Below are 22777 nucleotides of genomic sequence, written 5' to 3'. Positions count from 1 at the left end.
ATAGGGGTGATGAAGACAACCGGTTATATGGTTTTTGGTATAAGTTATTGGACTGTTTAAATTACTGTCTTTTTTTAATCTTTCTTTAACTTTCTTTGAAAATAGCTTAATCCGGCCAATTTTTTTACCGATAAAGCCTGATTAACTAGTTATCAATGAGATTTTTACTAGTTATGGCGCGACTGCTTATACCCCTAATTTTCTGCCTGTTTGGCGCTATTTCGTTCGGTTTTTCCCAACGGGTTGCCCTGCATCAGCCTGATCAATCAAAACAGGCTAATTATGCCGTTGGGGTACTCAGGAAAGCATTAGTGAGAAATAACTACGCCGTAACGACCGGCCCGGCTGATTATGTAATTGATCTGTCAATTGCTCGGGAGACATTAGGAAACGAAGCCTATGCAATAACGTCGCAGGGTAAGCGACTGACCATTACGGGCGGGGATGCGCGGGGCCTTATTTATGGGTGTCTGGCAGTAGCCGAAGACATGCAGAATGGCGTATCACTTTCGGCTATCAAAGCACAGAACGAAAAACCTCATTTACCGTTTCGGGCCATTAAATTTGACCTTCCCTGGGATACCTATCGACACAGCTACTCGCTCGATCAGCACGTAGAGACCTGCCGGGATGTAGCTTACTGGGAACGGTTTCTGGACATGATGGTGAAGAACCGCTTCAATGTGCTCAGTCTATGGAACCTGCATCCTTACACCTACATGATCAGGCCGACGAATTTCCCGGAGGCCAGTCCGTTCACGGATGCGGAACTGTCACAATGGCGAGAGCTGCACCGGGCTATTTTCCGAATGGCCAAAGAGCGGGCGATTGATACGTACCTGATTCCTTTCAACATTTTCGTGAGCCCGGAATTTGCCAAAGCGCATAACGTAGCGATGGATAACCTGGAACACAATTTTTTTGTGAATGGCGATACGTCGGCGATTGTCAAACGCTATACTCGGGAATGTGTCACGCAGGTGTTGCAGGAATATCCCGATCTGACCGGTTTTGGCCTCACCCTGGGCGAAGGCATGGGCGGCATGTCTCCCCAGCAACGCGAAGACTGGATGAAAGAAACGATCATTGAAGGCATGCGTCTGGCAAACCGGAAGGCTAAACTCGTGCATCGCATTCCCTTTTCCAGCACCACCGGCTCGCTGGGCATCACGAGTATCGACACCGAAAAACTCACCCGATGCGCCATTGACGAAGAAGGCGATCTGGATTTTCTGGAAGGCCCCATCTGGGCGGATCTCAAATACAACTGGTCGCACGCGCACTCGACTCCCAGGCTGATAAAAGTACATGGCGGTAAGTTGTATGATACGTATTTCAAGCCCGAGCCTACGAAATACAAGATTACCTGGACGGCCCGAAATGAAGATTTCTTTTGCCTGCGCTGGGGTGTCCCGGATTTCATTCGGGCGCACGTAGCCGCGAACAATCAGGCATATGTGGGTGGGTATTTCATTGGTTCGGAAACCTACATTCCGGCTAAGGATTACTTTACCAAGCCCGGTGGCCCGGTCGACTGGAAATATGCTTTTGAACGGCAATGGCTGTTTTATAAGCTGTGGGGCCGGTTGTTGTACAATCCGGCTACACCCGATGCTGTTTTCAGCGCCGAATTTACGCGCCGGTACGGGAAAGGGGCTGCTCCGTTGCTCGAAGCCTATGCCCTGGCATCCTCGACGCCGTTGCGGTTGGCGGCTTCATTCGATTTTACCTGGGATTTTTCTCTTTATAGCGAGGGAATGATGGCGCACGATGCCAAAAAGAACGTTTCCTACATTTCGGTCGAGCAGCAAATTACGCAACCAACCCTCGACCCCGCTTATGTATCGGTTACCGATTATGTGAAGACACAGCTAGCAGGCCAGTCGTTTGAGTCGACTAAAATTACGCCACCCATCCTGGCCAGCCTGCTGGAGCGGGATTGCCGGAAAGCGTTGCAGCTCGTGAAACCGATCAATACGTCCTCAAATCGCTCGTTGCAGTATGAGGTGGCTGATGTGCAGGTGTGGGCAAATCTGGGTTTGCATCTGGCCGAAAAACTGAAAGGAGCCGTTGCATTGCAGACGTATCGGTTAACTGGTGGAGAGGCCAATAAACAGGCTGCGATTCACCATCTGGAAGCTGCGCTGCGCTATTGGGATGCGGTGGTGGCCATCACCCGCCCGCTCTATAACGATATGCCGCTGGTGCATCTGACGGAGCAGAAAGGCAGTAGATGGGCGGAAAATAACAAACTTCGCTTTCATTGGGCAACGCTACGTCCGGCCGTTGTAAAAGATATTGAGATTGCCCAGCAGGCTCAATTTAGTGCCCGCAACTGAAGGAGACCAATAAAATAGTCGTTGTTAAACATTGGTTAAAAAAATAATTTCCTACCGATGTGAGGTAATAAAGTCCAAACTTGTCTGTATTAAGTACTACCCGCTTAACGGACGTTTGAATGCAACCCGTGCCTTTACATCCTGATCAACCCAAAGCCGACAGCATGCCTCTGCTGCTGGTGAATCATCAATCCGAACACATGGCCCAAGTGACGGACGATGAATTGATGCTTCGGCAACTGTTCGCGCAGGATGCCCGAAAAGGCTGTGCGTTGCTTTTCCGGCGCTACTATCCGAATCTGGTCAATCATGCGGTCCGGTTTGTGTATTCAAAAGAGGTGGCTGAAGATTTGGTGGCCGAAGTATTCACGGTTTTCTGGCAGGACCGCACCTTTGAGCAGATCACTACGTCGTATCGCGCCTATTTCTACAAAGCCGTTCGCCACCGGGCCTACAATTACCTGCGTTGGGAATTGCGACAGTCCGATTCGCTGGAACTGGCTGATGAGCAGTCTATTCCGGTATCGCTGCAACCCGATCAGATGTTGCATTACAGCGAGCTTCACCAGAAAATCGAGTCGATCATTCAGAGCCTGCCGCCCCAGTGCCAGCGGGCTTTTCTGCTGAGCCGTATTGAAGGGAAGAAATACGCCGAAATCGCGCAGGACCTGCAGATCAGCAACAGCGCCGTTGAAAAACTACTCATCCGAGCCCTGGGAAAGCTCCGTCAGGAATTGAAAACGGAGTGGTTTATCGCGCTGGTTTTGTGGCTTTCGATTGGTTCGGCCTCCACCTGGATGTAAGGTAATGTATACGCAACTTGTCTAACTGGCAACCCATACTATAGCTATGAACTCACCGCTTATAAAAAACATCGTCTTTGACTTTTTTGACGGAAAAGCTACGGCCATCCAGCGAAAATACATCGAAGCCTGGCTGGCCGATGAAGCGAATCAGGAAACCTATTTTCAGTACCTCGATGAGTGGGAAAGTCAGCGGCCCCAGTTCTCGCTCGATACGGACAAAGCCATGGCGTCGTTCGAACAGGTATTGCTCAATACGCATCCGCCTGCCCCGCAGCCGAAGATGATCAAACAAAGCCCGGCAACCAGAACGATCCGATGGTGGGGGTGGAGCATGGCTGCTTCGGTATTGTTGATGAGTCTGCTGGGTGGCTGGCTCTTTCGCGCACAATGGTTATATAAATCCTACAAAACCGCTTATGGTCAGACCACTACGTTCCAGTTATCCGATGGTACCTCGGTGACGCTGAATGCCAACTCAAGGCTACAGGTTCCCCGGTTTGGGTTTGGCAATGATACCCGCGACGTGTTTCTGGAAGGGGAAGGCGAGTTCAACGTAACGCACAAAGCCGATAACCAACGCTTCATCGTCAGAACAGACGGTAATTTTCAGATAGAAGTGCTGGGTACTGAATTCGTTGTGTATGCCCGCGAACGAGGCAAACGCGTGTTTCTGAACAAAGGCAACGTGAAGCTCGAATTGCCTCAGGGGCAGCAGCTTTACATGAAACCCGGCAACGTAGTGACGGTGGCCAATTCGGGGCGCTACCACCTGACGCAGAAGGCCCCCGCCCGGCCCTATCTGGCCTGGAAAGAGCATTGGTTTTATTTCGACAATACTACGCTCACCGAAGTCGCTGAGCAAATCCGGGAGCGATTCGGTGTACAGGTAGTGGTTACGGATACCGAACTCGCCCAACGACGGATTGCCGGCAATTTTAAAGCCGAAAAGGCCGACGATCTGCTGCAGATCCTGACTGAATTACTGAATCTAACTGTTGTGAAAACCCGCAACCATATCGAGTTACGAACATCTAAATAACCCTTTAAAATGTCGTGTTTACATCTACCTAAAATGGGGTTGGTTCTGGTTGGTTTGCTGGGTCAGCAACTGGCACTGGCCCAATCGGTTGTGCTGGCGCACCAGCAAAATAAAGCCATTCGGATGACGCAGGTGCTTCCGGCCGAGAGTCAAAAACTGAAAGAAGTGCTCACCGACCTGAGCCGCCAGTATCAGGTCAGTATTTTATTTGAAGAAACGACCGTGCAGGGCATTACGATTCCGGTCGATGCCCGGCTTAAAACGGGGAAATTGGAAAAGCAGCTACAAACGTTGCTGAAACCGTATGGGCTGATCGTCAAAAAAATTAACGAACAGGCGTACTACGTCATTAAAACGCCGACGAAAGAAACGCGTCAATCGGCGAATGCCGGTCAGTCGGAAGCCGCTAGCCTGCCAGCGGTAGAGGGTACGCTGTCGGCCATTCAGCCACTGGCAGCCACATTGCCCACAACGGTAGTGGCCGATATTCGGATTGCGGGCCGCGTAACCAGCGAAAAAGGGGAAGGGCTACCCGGTGTTAACGTCGTGATCAAAGGCGCTATACGCGGGACGAATACAGATGCCGATGGCCGCTACCAATTAAACGTTCCCACTGCAAATACTACGTTGGTATTCAGCTTTGTAGGCTACGCCACGCAGGAAATAGCCGTAGGTAGCCGAACAACACTGGACGTTCAGTTGCTGCCCGATAACAAATCACTGAACGAAGTGGTGGTCGTAGGGTATGGTACGCAATCGCGCAAAAACCTGACCAGCGCTATCAGCACCATCAAGCCGGAAGAACTGAACCGGGGGGCCATCAGTGATGTCGGGCAGCTGTTGCAGGGGAAAGTGCCGGGACTTAATATTTCGGCCAATGGCGATCCTAATACGCCGTCGGCGGTGGTGCTACGGGGCGCGTCAACGATCAACAGTTCGCAGGGACCATTCTACGTTATTGATGGCGTGCCCGGTGCTGATATTTCGATTATTGCGCCCGACGACATTGCGTCGATCGACGTATTGAAAGATGCCGCTGCCACCGCTATTTATGGAAACCGGGCTGCCAACGGCGTCATTATGGTGACGACGAAACGGGGTAAAAAAGGCCAGATGCAGATTTCCTACAGTGGCTACGTTGGTGTGGAGAAAGTGTCCAGCACGTTAAAGATGATGGATGCCACCCAGCTACGGGACTTCCTGACGAAAAACGGACAATCGTTTTCACCCAACGACGACAAGGGCGCCAACACCAACTGGCAGAGCGCTGTTGAGAAAAACTCGGCGATTTCGCAAAACCACAACCTGTCCATTAGTGGTGGAACGGAGCACAGTACGTATAGCGCCAGCATCAACTATCTCGACAAGCAGGGTATTTTGCAGGGGAGTTCACTGAAGCGGGTTATTGCCCGGCTGGCGGTTGAGCAGTACGCGTTTAACGACAAGGTGAAGTTTGGCCTGAACGTGACCAACTCAAACAGCGACGCCAACAACACGCCCCTGCGCAACAACGTACTGTTGCAGATGATCAACCACTTGCCCGTTTCGCCGGTGACGAATCCTGACGGCAGCTACTTCGAGAATTTTCAGAATACCGGCTATTTCAATCCGGTGGCCATGATCAACCATGCCAAGGACAATACGAAATACAATAACCTGGTAGGGTCATTTACGGCGCAGGTGAAACTTCCGTTCGGATTGCAGTATGACCTGAATCTGTCGTACCAGAACAATACGTCCCTCCACGGCGAATCCTACGACAGTTATTATACGCAATATAACAGCGCCAATTTTTACAACAACCCCGATCCACCGAACGTCCACAGTCTGTTGAATTTCGGGACGAACGGGTCGGCGCTACGGAATACGTACCAGACCACGCGGAACGTACTGGAAACCTTTTTAACCTGGAATAAGGAGTTTGGCGACCACAGCATCAACGCGGTGCTGGGGTACTCGTATCAGGGATCGGTTTCGGGCGATGGCTTCCAGACATCCAGTACCAACTTCCCGGTCGATAACATTGGTTACAACAATTTTGCCCTCAGTAACCCCTACGCGGTATCGTCCTATCGGGTCAATTTTGGCGCCGATGGTATCTATCAGGAAACGAAGTTGATCTCTGACTTCGCCCGTCTGAATTATAATTACAAAGACAAATACCTGGTGCAGGGGTCGATTCGCCGGGATGGCAGTTCGGTGTTTGGGGCCAACAACCAATGGGGTTATTTCCCGGCGGCTGGGGTTGCCTGGCGCGTGAATCAGGAGGATTTTATGAAAAATCAGAACCTGTTTGACGATCTGAAACTGCGGGCCAGCTACGGCGTAACGGGTAACTCGTCGGGCTTCAATGCCTACACGGCGCAATTCATTTCGGGAAGTCTCGGGACGTATTACTACAATGGCGTACAAACGGCAGCTTATGGCCCTACCCAGGCCGCGAACCCAAATTTGAAGTGGGAAAAAACAGCAACGACCAACATTGGGCTTGATTTCACCGTCCTGAAAGGCAAGCTGAGCGGTACAGTCGAATGGTACAACAAGGAGACAACCGGCATGATTTATTCATATCGCGTGAATCCCGTTCTCGTACCCGTGGGCAGTATTATTGCCAATGGGGGCAATATGAGCAATAAAGGGATTGAGGTGAGCTTAAGCGCCACACCGGTTCAGACGACGAATTTTAGCTGGTCAACGGGGCTGAATCTCGCGCACAATACCAACAAAATCACCAGCTTAACCAATCCGCTGTTTGTGGGTGGCGACTCGGTACGTACGACGCAGCCTGAGGGAGGTGGACAAACGGGTAGCACGCTGCAAATCCTGAAAGCGGGAATGCCGTTGGGTCAATTCTTCACGCTGCAATACGCCGGAAAAAACGAAAAAGGCGTTTCGCAGTACGTGAATCAGAAAGGCGACCTCACTACAACCCCAGTCATTGGGGCTGATTATAAGTATTCGGGCAGCCCGCAACCGAAACTGCTGCTCGGCTGGACCAATACGTTGCGCTATAAAAACTTCGACCTCAACGTATTCTTCAGAGGGGTGCTCGGAAATAAAATTTTCAACGCTACCCGCGCTGATCTGTTTCGGCCCAGCACCGCCCAGTTTACGAATATTCTGGTCGACGTTGCCGGCGAAACCGCCACGGATGTAAACTCCTACAAATACTCCAGCCGCTTTATCGAGGATGGTAGTTACGTCCGTCTAGACAACGCAACGCTGGGTTACAATTTTAAAAATATGGGTCAGTACGTCCGATCACTACGTGTCTATGCCTCGGTGAACAATGCGTTCGTCATTACCGGCTACAAAGGCATTGATCCTGAAGTCAACCAGGGCGGCATTGCTCCCGGCGTAGATGCCAACAATTTCTATCCGAAAACCCGGACCGTTCTGGTGGGTGTAAACGTATCCTTCTAAACAGCCTAGCCAAAAACACAATGAAAAAAATACTTTCTTCGGGCGCGTTTCTGGTACTGATCGTTTACCTGACGACCGCCTGCCATGATGTCAACGTACCGGTCAATACCGAGTTGACACCCGATATTTTCCCCCAGAATTCGTCGCAGTTCATTCAGGCATCGGGTCCGCCGTATGCCGCTTTTCGGGGTAATTTCTCCCTGGATTACTGGTTCATCCAGTCATTGTCTACCGACGAAGCCATTCTGCCTGCACGCGGAGGTAACTGGTATGACAACCAGGGCTATTTGATGCTGCACTACCATAACTGGACGAAAGATCATGGCACGACGAACAGCGTGTGGACCTGGTTGTCGACCGTTATTGGCACCACCAATCAGGCGCTGTCAATCTTAAATCAGACCATACCGGCTTCTTCGGCGGCCAAACCGACTAATCTGGCCGAGTTGAAAATGGTCCGGGCAATGGCCTATTTCATGATGATGGACCTGTATGGCAACGTACCGATCGACACAACCTATGGCGATTTCACCCCCCATCCCAATTTGCCCCGTGCTCAGGTATTTAGCTTTATTGAAAAGGAAGTAAAAGCCGCACTGCCAAATCTGAGCCGGGTTGTGGGGCAGGCTACCTATGGTCGTGCCAACAAATTCATGGGCTTTTCGCTGCTGGCCAAGATGTATCTGAACGCCGAATATTACACCGGCACGCAACGCTATACGGATGCCGTCGTTGCCTGCGACAGCGTTATCAACTCCGGCCTGTATTCACTGGAACCCAGAGCGTCGTATCTCCAGATGTTTTACCCGAATAACGGGCCAACAGCCAGGGAATTTATTTTCGCCATTCCCTACGATCCGGCGGCTGGTGCGATGCCAGGGACAAACGGGTTTATGTATCACGCCCGTTATGACGTACCGCGTTCGGAGACAAAAAAATTCAATTTGCCGTTTACGCCCAGCGCTCCCAGAAGTACGTTACCCGAATTTTACGTGAACTTTAAAGACCCCAACGATATCCGGAACGGGCAGTGGCTCACGGGTTTGCAATTTATGAACGATGGCGTGACGCCCGTAACCGTGACCACCACGAAGAAAGGATACGACCAATTCTATACGGGTTCCGATGGGGCGGCTGCGTATACGTATCAGGTGAATCTAACCCCGGATATTGTTCTTCGGCAGGACGTCGCTACGTTCGATTTGGGTAACGACGAAATCGCCTGGAACATGGGTTACCGTAATATTAAGTTCTATCCCGATGCATCCTCTACGTCGCGAAATCAAAACAACGATGTGCCGGTTTTCCGCTACTCGGATATTATTCTGATGAAAGCCGAAGCGATACTTCGCGGTGGTGCGCCAACCCAGGGTCAGACGGCACTTTCGCTGGTCAATCAACTGCGGGCCGCCCGTACTACGTCGGCCGCGTTGAGCAGCGTAACGTTAGAGGACATATACTCGGAACGGTGTCGCGAGTTTGCCTGGGAAACCTGGCACCGCAACGACATGATTCGATTCGGGAAATATGAAGGGAAATGGGGTTTCAAAACGGATGCCAGCGTAAACCGCCGGATTTTTCCCATCCCAACAGCGGCTTTCACCGTCAACCCCGCGCTGACGCAAAATCCTGGGTATTAGATTGAAAACCCCCTAAATCCCCTGAAGGGGACTTTACTCACTCACGAACAAAGTCCCCTTCAGGGGATTTAGGGGTATTAAGTTCTTTACTTATCGTCCCGGAATAAGTTTTTATGCTGGCTTGCCTCTACCCCTAAATCCCCTAAAGGGGACTTTGTTTGTGGGTGAGCAAGGTCCCCTTTAGGGGATTTAGGGGCTTTTTTGAGGATTTAGGGGCGTAGCGGCTAAAAAACTATTTTGGTAAATGCTTAGCAATTTTGCTTAATACTGTTGTCAAATTCTGCATAACTTCTTCGTTTCGGAATCGGATAACGGTAAGGCCAAATTCTTCAAGAACGTAGGTCCGGTTAGTATCATACTCTTGCTGATCGAGGGAGTCATGTACGCTCCCATCAAGTTCAATGACCAATCGGGCTGCATGACTATAAAAGTCAGCGATAAAATACTTGATTGGATGTTGTGCTTTGAAACGAAATCCGTTAAGCTTGTTCGTCCGCAAGCTTTCCCAAAGAACCAGTTCAGCAGGCGTCATTGCTTCTCGAAGCTTTTTCGCCTTCTCGAATAGCTGGGAAGGCGCTCCATAAAACATATTACTTGCCATTTACATACAGAATCATACTGTGTTATTCTTTGCGAATTAGTTTGAAGACGCTATACAATGGCTCTAGTCATCTTTGTAGATCAAAAACCCTAAATCCCCTAAAGGGCACTTTGTTTGCGAGTGAGCAAAGTCCCCTTTAGGGGATTTAGGGGTTTTTGATGTTACCCAACAATGTAAACCATGGAAAACATCTCTAGAAAATCATTCCTGCAAATTGCCGGACTTGCCACAATGGCTACGTTTTCACCGTTTCTGGCGAATGCATGGAATGGGGAAACGGACGATGATTTCTATAAAAAAATAGTCACGGCCAATACCAAAGAGGTAGCTAAACTGATAAAAAGTTTAGCGCCTGAAATCACCGACGTGAAAAGGCGGTCGGGCTATGATCTGGCAAATTTAGCTGCGGCTTTTTGCGAGCCAACGTCGGACTATTTCCAGAAAGCCGAACTGGTGCCGTACATGACAAAAATCATCCGGTTTCTGGTAAAGGCCCAACACGATGACGGCACCCTCGATTTTGGGAATTTGGCATCGCCACCCGATACGGCGTTTATTCTGGAACCGCTGTGTGCCGCCGGGACAATTTTGAAAACCAATACCAGCGCAACACTGGATGAAGTAAAAACGCTCCTCAAGCAGTTCGTCGTGAAAGCCGGCGAAGGCCTCCGGACGGGTGGCGTTCATACGCCCAATCACCGATGGGTTGTTTCGGCGGCACTGGCTAAAATCAACGCCCTGTATCCGAATCCTGCCTACGTCAAACGGATTCAGGAATGGCTTTCGGAGGGTGTTTTCTGCGATAGCGACGGCAATTTCCTGGAACGTAGCATGAACTACTCGGCCGTGATTGACCGGGCGCTGGTGACGATGGGCCGTTTGCTTCCGATGCCATCCCTGTTCGAACCAGCCCGCAAAAACCTGTGGCTGGTGTATTTCCATGCCGAACCCAACGGCGAACTGGTCACGGTCGATTCGCGACGGCAGGATCAATATGCGCCCATCAGCATCCTGAATTTTTATCACGATTATTACTACCTGGCCATCCGGGACAACAACCCTGAGTTTGCGGCCATCGCCAGCTACATAGAAACACTGCCCGGTTTTGAGGACCGGGTCCTCACCGATTTGCTGCTTACCTTTCTGGAAGAGCCGCTCTTTAAGAAAACGCTTCCTACGCCGAAAGCACCACCGGCTACGTTTGAAAAGTTCTTCAAAACGACCAACCTGGCACGTATCCGGCGGGGTACGACCACCACCACTATTTTTGGCGGGAACGACTTTCCGATCATCATCGCGTCCGGCCGGTCGAACAGTCCCAACTTTTTTGCGTTCCGAAAAGGGGAGGCTATTTTGACGTACATGCGCCTGTCTACGGATTTTTTCAGTACGGGCTATTTCCACAGTCAGGGCATTACGCAGGCCGGTGGCAAGTATGTGCTGCACCAGAAATTTGCCGCGCCTTACTACCAGCCCTTACCGGCCAAATACAAAAGGGCCGATGGAAATTATCAACTATCGCCCAGCACAGATGGCCGGTTCTGGAACAAAATGGACTTCGAACACCGACCCCAGAGTAACGTGAAAACCCTGGAAACGACCGTCAGTGTAGAAGAGAAAAATGGATCGAATGAGCTGACCATCAATGTTAAAGGAGTCGAAGGTGTACACGTAACCATTGAGTTTTGTTTTAAAGAAGGAGGGACGCTAACCGGGGTACAAAAACTAGATGGAACACCAGAGAATTATTCATTACCGAGCGGTTCGGGGGAATACAGTCACGGAAAAGATTCGATAAAATTCGGGCCGGGCATTTTCAAACACGCCAAGCTCCAGGGGCTGGAAGGAGAAATGTACAGTACGCATTTCGGGAGCTTACGAACCAGCGGCATGCACGTTTATTGTACGGGTCTTACCCCCTTTACCCATACGATGACTATTAGCTAGACGTAGTGGTTGCAGATTTTGAGCATTTGAAACGGCCCGTAGGGCCAAATAAAAATGAATGACCCACGCAGGGTCATTCATTTTTTGTAAATATTAAGGGACTGTCTAAAAATTAGTTTTTAAGCTGTTTCACCCCTAAATCCCCTAAAGGGGACTTTACTCATCGTTAAACCAAGTCCCCTTTAGGGGATTTAGGGGTGAAACAGCCTGATGAAAAGGAGATTTACAGACCTAAAGGAATATTTTTAGACACTCTCTAAAACTCGAAATTTACTTTTTCGCCGAGGCAATCAGATCGTTGGCCATCTTAACGTAATCGGCATTTTTGGCTTCGGTAGCCAGGGCTACCGTCTTCTCAGCACTGGCAATCGCACTGGCTTTTTCTTTTAATTTCAGTTCGATCCGGGCTTTCAGCAACATCACCCAGAAGGCTTTTGGATTTTGCTCGGTGGCTTTCGTCACCCAGCCCAGTGCCTGTTTCAGATCCTTATTGGTGTCGTAATAATAACTGGCGGCTTCAAAATAAGCGGGCTTATCGGATGCCAGGGAAGCCTCGATATTTTTTACGATCGTTTGATCGATATCCGCGGTGATGGCAACGGGAACGCGGGTTTTGTCCCACATAATTTCCAGCACTGCCGAGTTAGGCTGAATATCCGCGAGGTTAATGGTGAAGGTTTCAACTTTATACGGCAACGTAGTGGGTTTCACCTGAACCCGTACGACTTCGTTTTCTTTTTTATAATCACCCACATTGGCGCCCAGGTTCAGGTCTTTGGAAAGCATTACTTCCCAACTGGATTTCCCCGGAATTGTGAACAGCCCATAGGTGCCCGCTTTCACCTCTTTGCCTTCCAGTTTTACGTCCGTAGAGAACGTAATTTTAGAGGTTGCATTGGCACCGGTACGCCATACTTTGTCATAAGGAACCAGATCGCCGAAAATGGTACGTCCTTTGACCGCCGGTCTGGAGTATTCAAGCGTAATATCGCCCAGGGCGAAACTTTGTTTGGTGGTTTGAGCGGGACTGGCGGCAGGTACTTTAAGCTGAGCCTGAACGGTTGAAAGTGAACAAAGTGTAAACAGACTGGCTGCCGTAAGTAGCAGGATTTTTTTTCTCTTCATGATGAAGGAATGATGAAAGTTACGAGTTGTGAGATGGTCTTGTGAACCCCAAAGGTACAGATTCAACCCCATTGTTTGTCAAAAACCTTGGTTACTACGTAGTGCTTTGGTCGAATTCACCAAAGCCGCTTTCACCGTTAAGGAACTGATCGTCGCTTGGGCCATGATGGTTAACATGAAAATCTGAAGTGGCCAATGGCCCTGATTCAAATTAGGTTTCGTAAAATTGGGCTGGCAATCCGTTGATCGACATTGTGCAACACTGGTTTTAGTCCGGTGTACTATACATTCCGCTACACACATGACACGACCCTTTAGACCGCTTCAGACGTCTCCATTACTCACTTTACTCCTTATCGGGCTTCTCCTCCCCACTTTTTGGGGAGTAGCGCCCAACGTGTCTCAGCCGAACGTAGCGGCACCCATTCTGACGGGCGCTGACCAGATAAACCAGTATCTGCCGTACCTCAAAGGCAAGCGTATTGCCCTGGTTGTCAATCAGACATCTATCATTGGCACCCGGCCCAGCGTAGATAGTCTATTAAGCCGGGGTGTGCAGATTGTGAAGATTTTCGGCCCTGAACATGGCTTCCGGGGGAACGCCAGCAACGGCGCCAAAGTGGATAATGAAGTGGACGCCAAAACGGGCATACCAATTATTTCGCTGTACGGCAAAAATAAAAAACCGTCCCGAGAGCACCTGGCCGATGTCGACCTGCTGATTTACGACATTCAGGACGTGGGCGCCCGTTTCTACACCTACATCAATACGCTCGACCACGTCATGGAAGCCTGCGCCGAAAACAACAAGGAACTGATGATCCTGGACCGGCCAAATCCCAATGGATACGTAGTGGATGGCCCGATTCTGGAAGACCACCTGCATTCGGGCATTGGTATGCACCGCATTCCCATCACGCATGGAATGACTATGGCTGAGTTTGCCCAGCTTATCAACGGCGAAGGCTGGCTGCCAAACAAAGCTCAATGTAAACTGCGGATCGTGAAAGTGGCCAACTATACCCACGATATGCCGTATGAATTGCCGGTAATGCCCTCGCCCAATTTAAATTCCCAGCAGTCGATTCTGTTATATCCCAGCATCTGTTTGTTTGAAGGCACCATCATCAGCCAGGGGCGGGGGACGTATATGCCCTTTACGGTGCTGGGCGCTCCGGCGCTCAAAGGAAAGTATAATTTTTCGTTTCGGCCGGTTAGCCTCAAAGGCATGAGCGAAACCCCGCTTCATCAGGATATGGACTGCTACGGCCTGGATCTGCGGAAATACGATGTGGGCAAACTCCGTAAAAGCAAACAGCTTAACCTGGGCTGGTTGATGGAAATGTACAAAGCGTATCCAGACAAAGAACGCTTTTTTGATATGAGCCAGAGCAAGCAAATCAACAGCATCGATAAACTGGCGGGTACTGAGAACCTGAAAAAGCAGATCATCGCCGGTACGTCCGAAGCCGAAATTCGAAAAAGTTGGGAACCGGGTCTGTCCAACTTCAAAACCCTGCGCAAAAAGTACCTGCTTTATCCGTAGTAGCAGTCATTGGGCTCCTGAAAAAATCCTGTTTTAGAGTTTATTAAGCTAGCTCAGTCTGGGCCAGCTTTGACAAAGCTTAGAGCTTTGTCAAAGTTTAAAGCTCCCTTATTCAGGCATAAATAATCAGCTACTTGCGAATTTCTGCGTAAAAAAGGGTACGCAGACGCTTTAGACAGCAACTGCCTGTTTTTACGAACGATGAGAACTGCCCGACGAACATTGACCTATACCATGGCCTTGCTTGGTATAGCTGTCGTATCAACGCATGCTCAGCTACTTGTCCAGCGATTTGAGCCGGTCGGGTTTTCTCAGGTAACCATTACGGATGGCTTCTGGACACCTAAAATGGACAAGGTCGCCACGGCCACGCTACGTGCCTGCATTGTGCAAACCGAGGAAAAAACCGGCCGCATTCGCAACTTCGAAAAGGTCGCCCGCCACAAAAATGAAAAGCACGAGGGCATCTATTACGACGATAGCGATGTGTATAAGGCGATTGAAGCGATGGCGTATTCACTCAAAAATCACCCGGATGCCGCTATTCAGCAGAAAGCGGATGAATGGATTGACAAGATTGCCGCGGCTCAACTGCCGGATGGGTATCTTAATACGTATTATACGCTGACGGGTCTGGACAAACGCTGGACCGATATGGAACGGCACGAAGACTATTGCGCCGGACACCTGATTGAAGCTGCCGTTGCCTACTACAACACCACCGGCAAGCGAAAATTACTGGATGTCGCCATCCGTTTTGCCGACCATATTGATTCAACGTTTCGGGTCAAAAACCGCTCCTGGGTGAGCGGCCATCAGGAAATCGAGCTGGCACTGATGCGCCTGTACCACCTGACCAATCAGGAGCGCTACGTCAAACTCGCCGATTGGTTTCTGGCCCAACGGGGGCATGGATACGGCAAAGGCAAGATCTGGGACGAGTGGAAAAATCCGAAATATTGCCAGGATGACGTGCCGGTGAAGGACCAGAAAGAAATTACCGGTCATGCGGTCCGCGCTATGTACCAATATACCGGAGCCGCCGACGTAGCAGCCGCCACCAACGACCAGGGGTACATGAACGCCATGAAAACCGTTTGGGAAGATGTCGTTTTTCGGAACATGTACCTGACCGGTGGCATCGGGTCGTCGGGTCATAATGAAGGCTTTACGGACGATTATGACCTGCCGAATGAATCAGCTTACTGCGAAACCTGCGCATCAGTCGGTATGGTGTTCTGGAATCAGCGGATGAACACGCTCACGGGCGAAAGCAAATACATCGACGTACTGGAGCGTAGCCTGTACAATGGCGCGCTGGATGGGTTGAGCCTGAGTGGCGATCGTTTTTTCTACGGCAATCCGCTTTCGTCCGCCGGGAATTATGGACGTAGTGAATGGTTCGGCACGGCTTGCTGTCCGTCGAACATTGCCCGGCTGGTGGCGTCGCTGGGTGATTATATCTACGGTCGGTCGGAGGAAGGCATCTGGGTGAACCTGTTCGTTGCCAGTAACACGACCTTCACCCTGGGCAAGACGCCCGTACCGATACAGATGGCAACGAATTATCCGTGGGAGGGTGCCGTGAAAATCACTACCAATCCCGCCAAACCGGTTGAGTATGCGCTTCACATCCGGATGCCCGGCTGGGCGCAGAACGTACCGGCTCCTGGCAATTTATACCGCTACGTTGACAACAAAAGCGCGGCAAAAATTGAGGTGTTGCTAAACGGGAAACCCGTAACGTATCAGGAAGAAAAGGGCTATGCCGTCATCAATCGGAAATGGAAAAAAGGCGACGTTGTGGAGGTGAGATTACCCATGGACGTCCGTCAGGTTGCCTCCCGCAAAGAAGTGAAAGCGGATCAGGACCGGGTGGCCCTGCAACGTGGCCCGCTGGTGTATTGCGTGGAAGGCGCTGATAATGAGGGCAAAGCCTGGAACATTCTGGTGCCGGATAACGCTACGTTCGCGACGCAGTCGTATCGGGTTCTGGACGAGCCAGTGGTTTCCATCAAGGCCAGCGTATCCGTTGCGGAAGCCGCTCCCGACGGCCTGACCGTGCAAATGAACCCCAGAACGATTCTGGCCATTCCGTACTACGCCTGGGCGAATCGGGGGAAAAGTCCAATGCAGGTTTGGTTGCCCAGCCGGATCAAAGACGTAAAAATCACAGAGTAAATTTTTCTGACCGGCTGTCAATCCTGGCAGAAACCCCTTTTTTACACATCACTGCATGCATATCAAGCTTAGGTTATCCGTTCTTTTGCTGCCGCTTGCCTTTACCGCGTTGGGGCAGGTGACAAAGATGACGCCAACTGGACACTACATAACTAGTCGGGCACCGCTCCGTCAGAATCCATATCTGGAATTGCCGTTAGGGGCTATCAAACCGCAGGGATGGTTGCGGGAAATGCTGGTCCGTCAGAAAAACGGGGCCACCGGAAATCTTGATAAACTGTATCCGCTGGTCATGAATGAGCGGAATGGCTGGCTGGGGGGCGATGGCGACCAATGGGAGCGGGGACCGTACTGGATCGATGGATTGTTGCCACTTGCCTATATTCTGGATGACAAAGAACTGATCGCCAAGACAAAGCCCTGGGTGGAATGGGCCATCAGGAGCCAGCAGCCGGATGGGTATTTTGGCCCGTCGAAAGATTACCCGCAGGAACCCGGTATCCAGCGGGACAATAGCCGCGACTGGTGGCCAAAGATGGTCATGCTGAAAATTTTGAAGCAGTATTATTCGGCAACGGGCGACAAGCGGGTGATCACCCTGATGACAAATTACTTCAGGTATCAACTGAAAGAACTTCCGCAGAAGCCGCTCGATCACTGGACATTCTGGGCGCGCTACCGGGGTGGCGACAACCTGATGAACGTGTACTGGTTGTACAACATTACGGGCGATAAATTTTTGCTGACGCTGGGCGATCTCCTTCATAAACAGACATTTGACTACACCAACGCCTTCCTGAACACCGATATGCTGGCCAGGGAGGGCAGTATCCATTGCGTCAACCTGGCGCAGGGAATCAAAGAACCGATCGTTTACTACCAGCATCACCCGGACAAAAAATACCTGCAAGCCACTGTAAAAGGATTTGGTGATATCCGAAAATTCAATGGGCTGGCGCACGGACTTTACGGGGGCGACGAAGCATTGCATGGGAATAATCCAACCCAGGGGTCTGAGTTGTGTTCGGCCGTGGAAATGATGTTCTCGCTGGAGAGTATGCTCGAAATTACCGGAGATGTAGCCTATGCCGATCACCTCGAAAAAATTGCGTTTAACGCCCTGCCGACTCAGGCTTCGGATGATTATATGAGCCGTCAGTATTTTCAGCAGGCCAATCAGGTCATGTTGACCCGGCACACCCGCAATTTTGACGTGAATCACGGCGGGACCGACCTTTGCTACGGTCTGTTGACGGGCTATCCCTGCTGTACGTCGAACATGCACCAGGGCTGGCCAAAATTCACGCAGAATCTGTGGTATGCCACCGCCGACAAAGGGCTGGCGGCCTTGATCTACGCCCCCAGCGAGGTGAAAGCCTACGTAGCGAATGGGACAGAAGTGTCGTTTAAAGAAGAGACAAATTACCCCTTCGAAGAGTCGATAAGGTTTACGCTACGTACCGGCGATGCGGGAACGCCTGTGACATTCCCGTTTCATCTTCGCCTACCCGCCTGGTGCAAAAAAGGATCGATAAAGATCAACGGTAAAGTCTGGCAGGAGGCTTCCGGTAATCAGATTGTTAAGATCAATCGGGCGTGGAAATCGGGCGATGTGGTTGAACTAGAGCTGCCCATGCATATTTTCAGAAACACCTGGTACGAAAATTCAATATCTGTCGAACGGGGGCCGATCACCTACGCGCTGAAAATTGGGGAGGAGGCCAAAAAGATCAAAAACGACAAAGATCCCATCGATTATGGGGACTCATACACGGAGATACGGCCGACAACACCCTGGAATTATGGCTTGCTACGGGTAGCTGAAAACAAGCTGGACGAGCAGTACATTTTTGAAAAGAAAGGCCCGGTTTCGCTCTATCCCTGGAATCCGGAAGGTGCCCCACTGCTCATCAAAACGAAGGCGAAGCGCATTCCTTCCTGGCAGTTGTACAATGACATGGCAGGCCCCATTCCGTATAGCATTACCTATGGGCTGGAAACGGCGAAGGAGGAAGAAGAGATTACCCTGATTCCCTATGGATGTACCAATCTGCGGATTTCCCAGTTTCCGGTTGTCGGCCGGTAACCGGGGCTTTCCTGGTTGTTTAAAACAAACGTACCGACGTCTATGGACGTCGGTATGTTATGAAAACTACAAAAACTCGGCTTGCCATACCCCCAACCCCCTGAAGGGGGCTTTGCTCACTTTCAGATTAAGCCTCCTTCAGAGGGTTGGGGGTCAACGAACTGACAAAAATAGTTTTTGAAAAGGCTAAGCCAGAGCTACTTTAGCCTCAAAAATAGAATCGCTGATTCGTCGGCAAATCACGCCTAGTTCAGTCGCCAGGCCTGCCTCTTCGATCTCTTTCTGCCAGCCGGAGAGGTGCTTTCCCGACGAGCGAAACTCAGGCGTAAGTGTCAGGCTAGTCAGGGCACGTACTAAAAGTGCCTTGACTGATGTCCGCATTTTGGTGATCGATTTATCGCTTAGCGACTGCCCGCGTTCAGCAATGACTAACGTCTCAAAGCCGCGTGCCTGCAGGCTGTACTTCTCACCCAGGCTTCTCACCACCAGGTTGCGGTAGGAACCGACATAGGATCGAAAATCTTCATCGCTCATAAATTCTGTTTTTGCTTAAATAGGGATTGATTGACTAAAGCTAACGAAAAAGAAAGCAATAGGCGGAAAAATTTAAGTAACCTGCGATAAAGGTTTATTTTCAATCCTCATTTCTGCCGAATCAACTCATAAAGACTCGCGCAATATTCTCCGAAATCTCAGGGTAAACCAGACCTGTTTTGTCCTTACCAGTAGGCAAACCTAGTTCCTGTTAATCTCAAACGTACCCACATGAAGGCGAAAAATAACTTGCTTCTTTTGTTGATAGGCGGAGTGTTTCTCCTATCAACAACCGCCTGGATTTCCTCGAAAGACACCTTTGTGACAAATTTCAGCAAACCCGCGCCTAAAGTTCAGCGCTATCTATACGTAGTGACGCCCGGCGTTCGGAACTACCTGGGTTATGGTGGGCATGGCATCCAGGTTTTTGATATTGACAACAATCACAAGTTTGTGAAATTCATCAAAACGGGCGGACTGAGTAAAAATGGGAAACCGTCTAACGTGAAAGGCGTTGATGTGAGTCTGGCTACCAATTGCATTTATATCAGTACGTTAGAAGCACTTCAATGCATCGACCTGACGACCGAAAAGCTGGTGTGGGAGAAAGAATATGAAGGGGGCGTCGACCGGATTTCGATCTCGCCCGATGGTATGACCATTTACATGCCGTCGCTGGAAAAAGAATTCTGGACCGTCGTGGAGGCCAAAACCGGCGAGGTAATCAAGAAAATTGTCACGAACTCGGGGGCTCATAACACCATTTACGGGCCCGATGGAAAGTTCGTTTACCTGGCTGGCCTCAAGTCGACGATGCTCAACGTGGCCGATACCCGCACGCACGCGGTAACCAAACAGGTTGGCCCGTTTGCCGCCGACATACGCCCGTTCACCATCAATGGCGCGCAAACACTCGTGTATGTCAACGTCAATGGCTTGCTTGGCTTTGAAATCGGCGATCTTATCACCGGGAAATTTCTCCATCGGGTCGTTGTCGAAGGGTTCAACATTGGCGAGGTAAAGCGGCATGGCTGCCCAAGTCATGGGATTGGAATGACCCCCGACGAAAAAGAAATCTGGTTGTGTGATGGAGCCAATAACCGTATCCATGTTTTTGACAATACCGTGATGCCACCCGTTCAGAAAACGTCAATCCTGGTGCGGGATATGCCCGGCTGGATTACCTTTAGCGTGGACGGGAAGTACGCTTATCCATCCACGGGCGATATCATTGATGTGAAAACCCGGAAAATTATCACAACCCTGGAAGATCAGGATTATAATGCGGTTCAAAGTGAAAAAATGGTAGAAATCCATTTTAGTAGTGGCAAAGCCGTAGCCGCCGGTGATCAGTTTGGCCTTGGCCAAGTGAAAAAAGTGGCTAAGAATTAAGCCTTGGCTAGCAGTTGAAAACACATTAGATTTTTGTCCTGCTGACGAAGGAAGCATCTTAAAATCCCCTTACTATTCAGTAGAAAAGGTTAAGATGTTTCCTTCGTCAGCAGGACAAAAAAACGGTCAAAACACGCTGAGCTAATTCAGTTTGCCTGATTAATTTCTCTTATCTCCCTACGAATCAACCCTTGGAATGAGCAACAACCCATTTACGATTCGCGATAACCTGAAGGAGGTCTATAGCGATGTATATACCCCCGAAGCTCTTTCGGCTCTTTCGGCTCTGGCCCCCTATAATAAACGTATTAAAGAGGTCATGGCCGCCCGGATGCAGCGACGAGCCGCCCGGATGCAAAACAAAACACGGATCACGTTCCTTGATCCAGCCAGTACCATTCCTGGAACAACCATTACCGTGCAGGATGCGCGCGATGGTAATTTTGAGGGTTCAGCGATCCCCCATGATTTGAAGCGCCAGTGGATTCAGGGAACCGGACCAGCGGCAAAACCCAATGCGCCGGTCGAAAACAGCATCCGGAACGTAGCGTATGCGTTGTTATCCGGGGCTGATGGCTGGATGTTCGATGGAGAGGATGCCCTGGGACAAGTGACAACTATGTCGCTCGACAACCAGCGGAATTTGAAACTGGCCATTCATAAAGACCCGCTATTTCTAAAAGTAGCCGAGAAGGTATCGGAAGAAATCAACTGGTGGTCGACATCGTTTTTGGGACGGGATATTATTACGGACTGGGAGAAACAACTGGATTTTACGACCAAGATTTTTCGGGCACGTGGTCTTCACCTCGATGACCGCCACATCCGTGATGCCGATGGCGTGGCGATGGCCGCTTCCCTTGTGGACGCCACACTATACGTAGTGAATAATTATAAGGCAATCCAACAGGCCGGGTCATCGATTGTCCTGTACCTGCCCAAAATCCAGACGGCCGAAGAGGCTGGCGTATGGAGTGCGCTGCTCGATGCGCTGGAAACCCAGCTCGGCCTGGACACTGGAACGGTTAAAGTGTACGTACTGGTCGAGCAACTCGAAGCGACGCACCAGCTTATGGAAATTCGGGCGGCACTGGGCAAACACTTTGTGGGCTACAATACGGGTCGTTGGGATTACATCAACAGCGTGTCGGATGCGATGGCGTGGGACAAAAGCTTTATCAATCCCAACATCGAAGCCATCACCATGACCTATGGCTACATGCGCAATTACGAAGACCGTGTTCGGCGGGCTGTCAACACACCGGACCGTAACGGTAATTTCGCCCTCTGGCAGGGTGGGATGGAACCCAACATACCGGTTGGTTCGGAAGAAGGCGTTTCGGCCAGCATGAAAAAAGCCGTGGCCGGTGCCGAACGGGAACAACGCGAAGGAGCCAGCGGCAAGTGGGTCGCACACTGGAAAATGGTACATATTGTCCGGCCGGTCTGGGAAAAAGTGGGGGAGGCCAACCAACTGGGCCGGGCGTTTCCGCGGCTTACCTACACCCAGCAGGACGCCGACGGCCTGATCCTGATCGAACCGGCCCCCACGGATATCCGGGGCGCGCGCAACCTGCTCAGCGTTGCCTTACAGTACGGCAATGCCTTCGGCCAGGGCATGCAGGCAGCCGCGCTCAAACCTGCCGATTTCTTCGGGAATGATGATATTCTGTACCTGATGGAAGATATGGCAACGGGTGAGATCCGCTTGAGTATTCTCTGGGAGTGGATGCATAAAGGGGCCATTCTCACGGAAAGTGATAGCGAAACCGGTACTGAAGCGGGGGATGTTTTTACGGAAGCGGTGTACGAACGGTTACGGGATGAGGAGTACGAAAAACTCTTGAAGGCGGGTACTAAGGATGTCTTCGATTCGTCGAAAACCACTACGTTGCCCATCGCCCGCGAGATTGCGGATGTCTACATGCTGAGCGACGTAAAACCGCCTTGGTTTATTGATTTGCTGAATATTAATCTCAATAACCTCGACCTCGACGTAGCAAAGCGCCGGATCAGGTTATACATGGATACCCTTACCAACGAAGGCAAGCGTATCACCGAAAATCTTGATTTTTAAGTTGATAGCAGTATGAGTTTCGCTTCGAGCCGTGCCACGGT

Annotated in this window: 14 protein-coding genes; 11 read left to right on the top strand and 3 right to left on the bottom strand. The window is 50.5% G+C overall.

Translation table 11 applies throughout. From position 1 onward, the window contains the following. Positions 1–155 precede the first annotated feature (155 nt). From ACYVEA_RS20900 to ACYVEA_RS20880, 5 genes are all read left to right on the top strand, one after another. Entirely contained in the window at positions 156–2339 is a 2184-nt protein-coding gene (locus tag ACYVEA_RS20900; RefSeq protein ID WP_461115377.1) for a glycoside hydrolase family 20 zincin-like fold domain-containing protein, read from the top strand. Between the two features lie 119 nt (positions 2340–2458). Continuing rightward, positions 2459–3142, top strand: a complete 684-nt coding sequence (locus tag ACYVEA_RS20895; RefSeq protein ID WP_461115376.1) for an RNA polymerase sigma-70 factor — start codon at positions 2459–2461, stop codon at positions 3140–3142. 46 nt (positions 3143–3188) lie between these two features. Beyond that, the gene (locus ACYVEA_RS20890) at positions 3189–4184 is read left to right on the top strand and encodes a FecR family protein (RefSeq protein ID WP_461115375.1); all 996 of its coding nucleotides are present in this window, start codon (positions 3189–3191) and stop codon (positions 4182–4184) included. Positions 4185–4193: 9 nt separating this feature from the next. Further along, a complete protein-coding gene (locus ACYVEA_RS20885; protein ID WP_461115374.1) occupies positions 4194–7607 on the top strand; it encodes a SusC/RagA family TonB-linked outer membrane protein in 3414 nt (1137 codons plus the stop codon). 20 nt (positions 7608–7627) lie between these two features. After that, positions 7628–9247 carry a RagB/SusD family nutrient uptake outer membrane protein gene (locus ACYVEA_RS20880; protein ID WP_461115373.1) on the top strand — a complete coding sequence of 540 codons (1620 nt, stop codon included), beginning with the start codon at positions 7628–7630 and terminating at the stop codon, positions 9245–9247. 232 nt (positions 9248–9479) lie between these two features. On the opposite strand, the gene ACYVEA_RS20875 is transcribed toward ACYVEA_RS20880, so the two are convergent. Further along, a complete protein-coding gene (locus tag ACYVEA_RS20875; RefSeq protein WP_461115372.1) occupies positions 9480–9848 on the bottom strand; it encodes an endonuclease domain-containing protein in 369 nt (122 codons plus the stop codon). Between the two features lie 180 nt (positions 9849–10028). Between ACYVEA_RS20875 and ACYVEA_RS20870 the strand changes: the two genes are divergently transcribed. Next, on the top strand, positions 10029–11795 hold the full coding sequence (locus ACYVEA_RS20870; RefSeq protein ID WP_461115371.1) for a hypothetical protein: 1767 nt from the start codon (positions 10029–10031) through the stop codon (positions 11793–11795). 270 nt (positions 11796–12065) lie between these two features. Here ACYVEA_RS20870 and ACYVEA_RS20865 read toward each other — a convergent pair whose 3' ends face one another. Continuing rightward, positions 12066–12920 carry a DUF2911 domain-containing protein gene (locus tag ACYVEA_RS20865; RefSeq protein ID WP_461115370.1) on the bottom strand — a complete coding sequence of 285 codons (855 nt, stop codon included), beginning with the start codon at positions 12918–12920 and terminating at the stop codon, positions 12066–12068. Between the two features lie 301 nt (positions 12921–13221). Here ACYVEA_RS20865 and ACYVEA_RS20860 point away from each other — a divergent pair, with 301 nt between their 5' ends. From ACYVEA_RS20860 to ACYVEA_RS20850, 3 genes are all read left to right on the top strand, one after another. Further along, complete coding sequence (locus ACYVEA_RS20860) at positions 13222–14466, top strand: exo-beta-N-acetylmuramidase NamZ family protein (protein WP_461115369.1); 1245 nt, start codon at positions 13222–13224, stop codon at positions 14464–14466. Positions 14467–14667: 201 nt separating this feature from the next. Then, positions 14668–16647 (top strand): glycoside hydrolase family 127 protein, encoded by a 1980-nt coding sequence (locus ACYVEA_RS20855; protein WP_461115368.1) that lies wholly within the window; start codon positions 14668–14670, stop codon positions 16645–16647. 55 nt (positions 16648–16702) lie between these two features. Then, entirely contained in the window at positions 16703–18733 is a 2031-nt protein-coding gene (locus ACYVEA_RS20850) for a beta-L-arabinofuranosidase domain-containing protein (RefSeq protein ID WP_461115367.1), read from the top strand. A gap of 186 nt (positions 18734–18919) precedes the next feature. Here ACYVEA_RS20850 and ACYVEA_RS20845 read toward each other — a convergent pair whose 3' ends face one another. Further along, the gene (locus ACYVEA_RS20845) at positions 18920–19267 is read right to left on the bottom strand and encodes a hypothetical protein (RefSeq protein ID WP_461115366.1); all 348 of its coding nucleotides are present in this window, start codon (positions 19265–19267) and stop codon (positions 18920–18922) included. A 231-nt stretch (positions 19268–19498) separates the two neighbouring features. Here ACYVEA_RS20845 and ACYVEA_RS20840 point away from each other — a divergent pair, with 231 nt between their 5' ends. Together ACYVEA_RS20840 and ACYVEA_RS20835 are read left to right on the top strand one after the other, a co-directional pair. Continuing rightward, positions 19499–20659 carry a YncE family protein gene (locus ACYVEA_RS20840; protein ID WP_461115365.1) on the top strand — a complete coding sequence of 387 codons (1161 nt, stop codon included), beginning with the start codon at positions 19499–19501 and terminating at the stop codon, positions 20657–20659. A gap of 196 nt (positions 20660–20855) precedes the next feature. Beyond that, positions 20856–22736 carry a malate synthase gene (locus ACYVEA_RS20835; protein WP_461115364.1) on the top strand — a complete coding sequence of 627 codons (1881 nt, stop codon included), beginning with the start codon at positions 20856–20858 and terminating at the stop codon, positions 22734–22736. Positions 22737–22777: the final 41 nt, after the last annotated feature.

It is taken from the genome of Spirosoma jeollabukense, assembly GCF_054777855.1.
This window is presented reverse-complemented; position numbering and strand designations above follow the sequence as displayed.

What these genes read in the sequence shown, in the direction of transcription:
- ACYVEA_RS20900 (WP_461115377.1), top strand. Translation starts at nt 156, where the DNA reads ATGAGATTTTTACTAGTTATGGCGCGACTGCTTATACCCCTAATTTTC.
- ACYVEA_RS20895 (WP_461115376.1), top strand. Translation starts at nt 2,459, where the DNA reads ATGCAACCCGTGCCTTTACATCCTGATCAACCCAAAGCCGACAGCATG.
- ACYVEA_RS20890 (WP_461115375.1), top strand. Translation starts at nt 3,189, where the DNA reads ATGAACTCACCGCTTATAAAAAACATCGTCTTTGACTTTTTTGACGGA.
- ACYVEA_RS20885 (WP_461115374.1), top strand. Translation starts at nt 4,194, where the DNA reads ATGTCGTGTTTACATCTACCTAAAATGGGGTTGGTTCTGGTTGGTTTG.
- ACYVEA_RS20880 (WP_461115373.1), top strand. Translation starts at nt 7,628, where the DNA reads ATGAAAAAAATACTTTCTTCGGGCGCGTTTCTGGTACTGATCGTTTAC.
- ACYVEA_RS20875 (WP_461115372.1), bottom strand. Translation starts at nt 9,848, where the DNA reads ATGGCAAGTAATATGTTTTATGGAGCGCCTTCCCAGCTATTCGAGAAG.
- ACYVEA_RS20870 (WP_461115371.1), top strand. Translation starts at nt 10,029, where the DNA reads ATGGAAAACATCTCTAGAAAATCATTCCTGCAAATTGCCGGACTTGCC.
- ACYVEA_RS20865 (WP_461115370.1), bottom strand. Translation starts at nt 12,920, where the DNA reads ATGAAGAGAAAAAAAATCCTGCTACTTACGGCAGCCAGTCTGTTTACA.
- ACYVEA_RS20860 (WP_461115369.1), top strand. Translation starts at nt 13,222, where the DNA reads ATGACACGACCCTTTAGACCGCTTCAGACGTCTCCATTACTCACTTTA.
- ACYVEA_RS20855 (WP_461115368.1), top strand. Translation starts at nt 14,668, where the DNA reads ATGAGAACTGCCCGACGAACATTGACCTATACCATGGCCTTGCTTGGT.
- ACYVEA_RS20850 (WP_461115367.1), top strand. Translation starts at nt 16,703, where the DNA reads ATGCATATCAAGCTTAGGTTATCCGTTCTTTTGCTGCCGCTTGCCTTT.
- ACYVEA_RS20845 (WP_461115366.1), bottom strand. Translation starts at nt 19,267, where the DNA reads ATGAGCGATGAAGATTTTCGATCCTATGTCGGTTCCTACCGCAACCTG.
- ACYVEA_RS20840 (WP_461115365.1), top strand. Translation starts at nt 19,499, where the DNA reads ATGAAGGCGAAAAATAACTTGCTTCTTTTGTTGATAGGCGGAGTGTTT.
- ACYVEA_RS20835 (WP_461115364.1), top strand. Translation starts at nt 20,856, where the DNA reads ATGAGCAACAACCCATTTACGATTCGCGATAACCTGAAGGAGGTCTAT.